Genomic DNA, 6900 nt, shown 5'->3' with positions numbered 1-6900 from the left:
AAAATAGCCGCAGCTTCAATTATCAGTAACCTACCAGAACTCGGATATATTAATAATAAAGAAGCGAGTTCATTAGTTGGTGTTGCACCAATGAATAAGGAAAGTGGTCGCTTCAAAGGCCAAAGAAAGATACAAGGTGGACGGCATCAGGTCAGGACAGTTTTGTATATGGCAATGATGTCAGCCATACAATCAAATCCTGTTTTCAAAGCAACTTACCAACGTTTAGTCGCAGCCGGAAAACCAAAGAAAGTAGCCATTATTGCCTGTATTAGAAAGATGGTTGTAACACTGAATTCAATGCTAAGAGATGGTGTAATGTGGGAAGCGCCAAAAATATGAAATTAGCTATTGACGCCATAGTCTCTTGTTAGCAGTACTTTAACTCCGTACCGCAGTTACAGTTATTTCTATTAATACATCACCTTCAAGGTTTACACCTAAACAGGCTCTTTGAGGCCAATGCTCAGGATTTTGACCAAACCAATTTTTCCAAACTGAATCCATTAGTGTTTTTTCAGCCATATCAGCAATATATACTTGAGCCGAAACAATTCTAGTTTTGTCTGAGCCTAGCTCGACTAAATTAGCTTGAATAGTGTCTAAGGTAAGTTTTGTTTGTTCCTCAATACCCACTGAAGTATCAGAGGATGTAGCAACAGTCCAAACTAGATCTTTATATGCTGATGATTTATTACGGCCATCATAAATTCCACTTTTTCTCTCAATCATCAACGATACTCTTCTGTACTGCTAACGCCCACTTAAGCGGACAAAAATTGTTGGCTATAATGTGAAGCGAAGCGGAACTTAGCCAACTGTTTTTGTTCCGTTTAAAGTGCTTGTTATATAGCACTTTGACACTGACTATCGTTGTAGAAAGTGAGCCTAGTGCCAAAGGATTTAATTAAATTTTGCTTTAACGATTGTGCAATTTCTAGTGCTTTATTACCATTATTTTTATCATAGTCATAAGCCGCAGCAAAAAAGCACTCATGATCTAAATAGTTTTGAATGAAAATGTGAGTGCTGTCATCTAATTCATATTTAGCAGCAACCAAAACAGCCGCTTTTTCTGGGAGCATTTGTTCGCCCCCTTCAGAGATTTTATTAAGGTCATTATTGAGAGCGAAAGAATCAAGTTTACTTATCAACTCAGCCTTATCGACACCATTTATAGAAAATTGAATTCCACCAATCGCAGGGTGATATTCCCTTGAGCAACTGCATAATAAAATAATGCAAAAAATTAGAAGGTATCGCATAACTTCCTTGTGCTATATAACGCCCGCCTAACACGCAATGTGTTGGCATGGCTTTTTGCGTTTTTTGCCAAAACCATGACAAAATAACATTGTCGGAGTTTAGGCGCTTGTTATACATCAAATTCACCACTGCTATTTATGTATGTAATAGCAGACGCTAAGCTTTCTTTAGTCCAAATATCTATTTCAGACTCAGCTTTCATGTAGTTGTCGGTGAAGTCTTGAGCAAAAGCTAAGTACCCTTCTTCGAACTCATAATAGTACTCCATATTTTTCAGCCACAAGTGCTTAATAGCAATATGAATTGTGTCGGATAGATCTAATACTTCTTCAACAACCAAAGGCCAATCAGAATGAGATGAATCAAAAACTTTTTGGATGTTCATTTCTTGAATTTGTCTATATCTATCTGAGCTAACAAAACCTAATGTATTTAAGATGTAGGACTCAAAAAAAAGATAAATTGGATTTTCTTTATACCTAGGTATCTCGAACACTGACATGGACTATCCTTGATGTATAACGCCTCATTAAGAGGCTAAAAATAGTTGGTTAAAATAAGCGACGAAGGAGCAAAAACCAACTGTTTTTTGTCYTTTTGAATGCCTTGTTAGGGTTACTTTTCATCAAAGCCTCTGAAGACTACTTCAATGAAGGAACCGATCCCATTGAAACCAATAAGCCAATGCTTAAACTCTTCTTCTTTTGTGATTTCACCACATTTGATTAAGCTTGCGGTTAGCTCAGAGTTTGTGACTTCATAAACACAACCATCGCTTAAAGTTGAAACAGTTAATTCATCGCTACTCACCATTTTAAAATGAGGCACATCAAAGAATTTCAGAGTAACACTTTCGTTGCTCCAATTCTTATAGCAAATGCTTAAATCAAATTTATTCCATTCAATCTTTGGATTCTCTTCACAATCAGCCGTAGATGATTTTAGATTGATAGATGCGACTTCCATATCTCGGTAACCCTAACGCCTCGTTAAGGGGCGAGTAATTGTTGGCTAAAATGTGTAGCGAAGCGAAACCGAGCCAACTGTTACGAGTCCCACTTGAACGACTTGTTAGGGTTACTTTTGCTCTAAAGGCGACACAAAGCTACCTTGATTAAACTCTTGAACTACCATTTCAGCACTAAAACCTGAAACCCCACCTTTTTTAACTAAAGCTTTTAGAGCATTAATAGTCTTTTTAGTGTTGTCTGTCGCTAATAAATGACTGGCAACCCAGCAAACTACCCAAGCATTTTCGTGGTTAAGTAAAGGGAGTAATTTAGATGAATCAGAAATATGAGCAATAGATGATTTCATAGTTTCAAAATATTCGTGGTCACGAGATGTTGTCCCATCACCTTTAGCAATAGCTGATTCACAAAATTGTTCGATATGCGACATTCTTTCCTTGTAACCCTAACGCCTCGTTAAGAGGCAATAAAATAGTTGGCTAAAATTAGCGACGTAGGAGCAAAAGCCAACTGTTTTTTGTCCTTTTAAACGACTTGTTAGTTTGCAATTTCTGGTGCCCAATCATCGCTTACGCCTGACTGTTTGTAAAATGTATTTAGTAATCTTTTAGGATATTTAGAAAAGCGAGCGCTCTGTACGTTATTAAAAATGTTAAGAGCCTCAATAGACAAATCGTCTGGGACAACGCCAAACAATTCAATGTGCTTTAGATTAGGCAGCTTAGCCAAAGGAGCTAATGAGTCTACTGTTGTTTTTTTACCCGAAGAATCCCAACTAGGTAGCGTAGAAAGAGAAAGGGTTTCAAGTTGATTTAAAATTGGAAAGCTCTCGAAGCTTGCAATGTCAGGCAAATGTACAATTGACAGCAATTTTAAGTTATGACATTTACTAAGAAATTCAAAATCACTTTCAGGTAACGTAGCAATAGATAGTTGCTCTAAGTTATTACATTCATGGATTGATTTGAGTGAGTTAAAATTGCAGTGCCATATTTTCATAGAATAAACCTCAGAAGGACTTTCTATTTTAGGCATTATTTGATTTTTATCTCTCAAGAATTCGATATGCACGATACTTCCCTGCAAACTAACGCCCACATTAAGCGGACTAAAATTGTGTGCCAAACTTGTTGAGGAACGAAACATGGCACACTGTTTTAGTTCCGTTTAAATTGACTTGTTAAGTGCCTACCAATACTCATACTTTTATTTTTTTATTTATTTTTTTAGCAAGTGTACCTAAATCTATTTTAGACATTTTTAGATCAAAACTCTGACGACCGAGATGTTTCGGGAATAAATCATCTCGTAAATCACCAACCTTGAAAGCAGGTACTTTCTGAGATTGAAGTAACTTAACTGCTTTTAGAGCATGCTCATGGTATTTTATTTTTTGAAGATCTTTATTATTTTTATCTGTGGGTTTCCCCCAACCTAAGAGTACGAAGTCACTCTGAGATATAGCCGTTTCCATTTTTTTAAAATTAATTTGGCTTTGTTCTTTATGATTTTCTAATTTCTCAGAATAGGTTTCATAAAGAGGATAAAGGTTAGTTATCGTTATTTTTGATACATCAGGGCACTCATTGTAAATACGAGTAAGCACATTATTAATAGTGTTATCTGAAATTTTATCTGTAGCTTTCGATGGATTCATCATTATAACTAATGCAGATTTCTCTCCTTCACGATTAAAAGGAATGGTTAGTGAGTATCTATAATTAAGATCGTCACAATCTATCGTAATTGAATCTTTATCTACAAACTCTTTGTAATGAACAACTCTACCCACCATTCACCGAACTCCATCTAGGCATTTAACGCCCAGCACAGCGGCGAGTTAAACAGGCGCTTGTTTGCGGCTTTTTGCAAAACAAGTGACAGGTTGACGAGTCCGTTGCTACTGCTTGTTAAGTGGCATTTGCACGATCTATCTCTTCTAGTTTCTTTAAAGCAAACCGTCCTCTTTCAGATACTGCTTGGGACTTATCTGATGCAAACTTTTCAGCATAATCCCTAGCAATAACTCCAATATTTGATAGATCTCGTATCAAAATCTCTGCTGAAATACGCCTTACAATTGAAGACCTATCTTCCGAAGAGAGGTTGAGTAAAGTGAGCAATGATGTTTGAACACTTACTTCCCGTTCTGCGACGATAGGGTTTAGCCTACCTTCGCAATACCTTATATCTGTCCATTCCCATTTTCTTCCTTCAATCCATGAAATCTTGCCTTCAAATAAACTACGGTAAGCTTTAGCACGAACCGTAGGCTGAGCGGCTTTACTCGCAATATTTTCAATGTTTTCATCAAGAATCGGTGTGCGACCAAGTTGAGAGAATAGAGAAGGCATTGGTCCAGAGGTGGATGAAATTAACTTCGATCTTAGTGATTCAGCTATTTCTTCGTCACAAATTATTTGTAAGAGAACATTTTTATCTTCTTCCTTAATCCTGCCCCATGAATTCCAATTAGATAGCGCGATACAAAGCGCTTCAACAACAAATTCTGGGTTAGTCGCCTTTGCAATCTCAGGAAGCTTTTCCCTTGCGGCCTCACGAACTTGAGGCACCCAATCATTAAGCCTACGAATGGCAAGTGAAAAAAAGAAAGTGTTTGGAGCAGCACCAGACAGTGTTCGTAAAGTTTTTTCTCGCTTGTAACCATCCCAACTTATTAAATCTAACCAAGTCAGAAGTTCACTAGGTTTAGACCATACTTTCCACTTTGGTGGAGTTGACTTCCTTAATGCCAAGGAAAATTCCGACCTAATTAAGCGTTCCCAATAGTCAAAACTACTAAGAGGTAGCTGAGAAGTCACATCAATTAGAGATGACATATCAGCCACCATTTTACCTCCCGAATTTATCGAGTTAGCAAAGTCTTTCACTGCTGAAACTATTTTATCTTCCATAATCTATGATTCTTACACTTACTATCTAAGCCACTTAACAGCTTATTATATAGCTGCTCGATAATGTTCCTGACAAAATTCAACTTAGTAGCAACGATACCAAGCCAACCGACTGTTTAGTATTGATAAAATGAAAATTTAACACCCGTTTTATTCATATCAAGCCCGCAAAAATGAGCGCTTTGATGTAGAGGTCTCTACAACCTTTTATCAATAACTTTAGATTCAACAACTTATCAAAAAACTAGAAGTTTATCGAGCATAAATCACCCGATTTTTTGCTCACTATACTCACAATTCATCTGTGTACAATGATAACTGTATATCTATCCAGCACTTCAAAATCAGATATAGTGCACAAAAGACTAGAAAATATCAGGGGATATTTCCGCTCACCGCCACATGAGTTTCTCTCGCTAGCTCGTTATGGGGCATAAATGAGCTAGATATTAAGCTTGTAAATGCACTTTTGATGATCGTTACCTCATCTTTTATTTCCAAACTTCATTTGGGTCAAAGCCGTAAACAAGGTTTGGAACACATATAAGTTACGACCTCAAACTCAGCATAGGCTGAACTAAAAAAGCACCAAGCGAAAACTTGATGCTTTTTTAAATCTCAATCGTGATTGATAACAATAACAAAGAAAGTTAAGGCTTACTTATCACGCCAAATCATCACTTGTGCTTCTTCCCCACTCTTACGCGTTGCACGGTACATCCCTTCTGTATTAAAAGGGGTCGCAATATTACCGCGATGATCAATGGCTATCACGCCACCCGTACCACCTGCGGTAATCAATCTTTGATTAATCACCTCATCCGCAGCCTGAATAATCGATTTACTTTGGTATTTCACCTTCGCGCAAATGTCACCAGCGACTTGGTAGCGAATAAAATACTCACCATGTCCAGTCGCTGACACTGCGCACACTCCATTCTCAGCATAAGTTCCAGCACCAATAACGGGCGCATCGCCAATACGACCATAGCGTTTATTGGTCATTCCGCCGGTTGAGGTACCTGCGCTAATATTACCTTGTTTATCTAATGCGACAGCGCCAACAGTGCCAACTTTATATTCAGTATCAAGTTGTTGGTGAGCCGCTTGATAATCTGCACTGGTTTTCGCTTCAGCCATTTTTGCTTTTGCACGCTGTAAACCTTGATAACGTTTTTGGGTATTAAAGGTTTCGTTAGCCACCAATTGGACCCCCTGAGTTAAAGCAAACTCTTCAGCCCCTTCTCCATAAAGCATGACATGGACAGACTCATCCATTACCAAGCGCGCTAAATCAATCGGATTTTTAATGTGTTTAACGCCAGCAACCGCACCTGCGTTCATGGTATTACCATCCATAATAGATGCATCCATTTCATGCTGTTCATTATGAGTGTATACCGCTCCTTTACCCGCATTAAAATACGGTGAGTTTTCTAGTACATTAATTGCAGTGGTTACTGCACTTAAACTAGAGCCGCCTTTATCTAAAACAGCATAGCCTGCATCTACCGCTTCTTTTAGCTTCGCTCGATAGGCTTTTTCTTGCTCAGGGGTAAAGCTACTTTGCTGAATGGTCCCTGCTCCACCATGAATGGCTATCGCAAAAGGTTTCGTTTTTGCGTTCGCTAAACCAGAAAATAAAGCCATTGATGCTATCAGTGCTAGTGTTATTGTTTTCATTTTAAGCAAGTCCTTGATCAGTTTGTATCTTTGTAACCATTTCAGGCGATAATTTCAATCATAAC

10 protein-coding genes are annotated in these 6900 nt (G+C 37.9%); 1 reads left to right on the top strand and 9 read right to left on the bottom strand.

What is annotated here, in order from left to right; genetic code table 11:
- Positions 1-342, top strand: a 342-nt coding sequence (locus tag A9267_RS08450) for a transposase (RefSeq protein WP_156669129.1), incomplete at its 5' end; no start/stop codon positions are given.
- A gap of 39 nt (positions 343-381) precedes the next feature.
- On the opposite strand, the gene A9267_RS08445 is transcribed toward A9267_RS08450, so the two are convergent.
- From A9267_RS08445 to A9267_RS08405, 9 genes are all read right to left on the bottom strand, one after another.
- Positions 382-732, bottom strand: a complete 351-nt coding sequence (locus A9267_RS08445) for a RidA family protein (protein WP_065108903.1) — start codon at positions 730-732, stop codon at positions 382-384.
- A gap of 113 nt (positions 733-845) precedes the next feature.
- Complete coding sequence (locus A9267_RS08440) at positions 846-1154, bottom strand: hypothetical protein (RefSeq protein ID WP_156669128.1); 309 nt, start codon at positions 1152-1154, stop codon at positions 846-848.
- Between the two features lie 221 nt (positions 1155-1375).
- Positions 1376-1768 carry a hypothetical protein gene (locus A9267_RS08435; RefSeq protein ID WP_065108901.1) on the bottom strand — a complete coding sequence of 131 codons (393 nt, stop codon included), beginning with the start codon at positions 1766-1768 and terminating at the stop codon, positions 1376-1378.
- Between the two features lie 113 nt (positions 1769-1881).
- A complete protein-coding gene (locus tag A9267_RS08430) occupies positions 1882-2232 on the bottom strand; it encodes a hypothetical protein (protein ID WP_065108900.1) in 351 nt (116 codons plus the stop codon).
- Between the two features lie 111 nt (positions 2233-2343).
- Complete coding sequence (locus A9267_RS08425; protein WP_065108899.1) at positions 2344-2667, bottom strand: hypothetical protein; 324 nt, start codon at positions 2665-2667, stop codon at positions 2344-2346.
- Between the two features lie 107 nt (positions 2668-2774).
- The gene (locus A9267_RS08420) at positions 2775-3308 is read right to left on the bottom strand and encodes a hypothetical protein (protein ID WP_065108898.1); all 534 of its coding nucleotides are present in this window, start codon (positions 3306-3308) and stop codon (positions 2775-2777) included.
- Between the two features lie 127 nt (positions 3309-3435).
- Positions 3436-4032 (bottom strand): DUF1643 domain-containing protein, encoded by a 597-nt coding sequence (locus A9267_RS08415; protein ID WP_065108897.1) that lies wholly within the window; start codon positions 4030-4032, stop codon positions 3436-3438.
- A 115-nt stretch (positions 4033-4147) separates the two neighbouring features.
- Positions 4148-5152 (bottom strand): hypothetical protein, encoded by a 1005-nt coding sequence (locus A9267_RS08410; protein WP_065108896.1) that lies wholly within the window; start codon positions 5150-5152, stop codon positions 4148-4150.
- A gap of 657 nt (positions 5153-5809) precedes the next feature.
- A complete protein-coding gene (locus tag A9267_RS08405; RefSeq protein WP_055024727.1) occupies positions 5810-6835 on the bottom strand; it encodes an isoaspartyl peptidase/L-asparaginase family protein in 1026 nt (341 codons plus the stop codon).
- Between the last annotated feature and the right edge of the window lie 65 nt (positions 6836-6900).

Source organism: Shewanella sp. UCD-FRSSP16_17 (assembly GCF_001675935.1).
GTDB classification, from domain to species: domain Bacteria; phylum Pseudomonadota; class Gammaproteobacteria; order Enterobacterales; family Shewanellaceae; genus Shewanella; species Shewanella japonica.
Note: the sequence above shows the minus strand (reverse complement) of the source record. Positions and strands in the feature narration are given on the sequence as shown.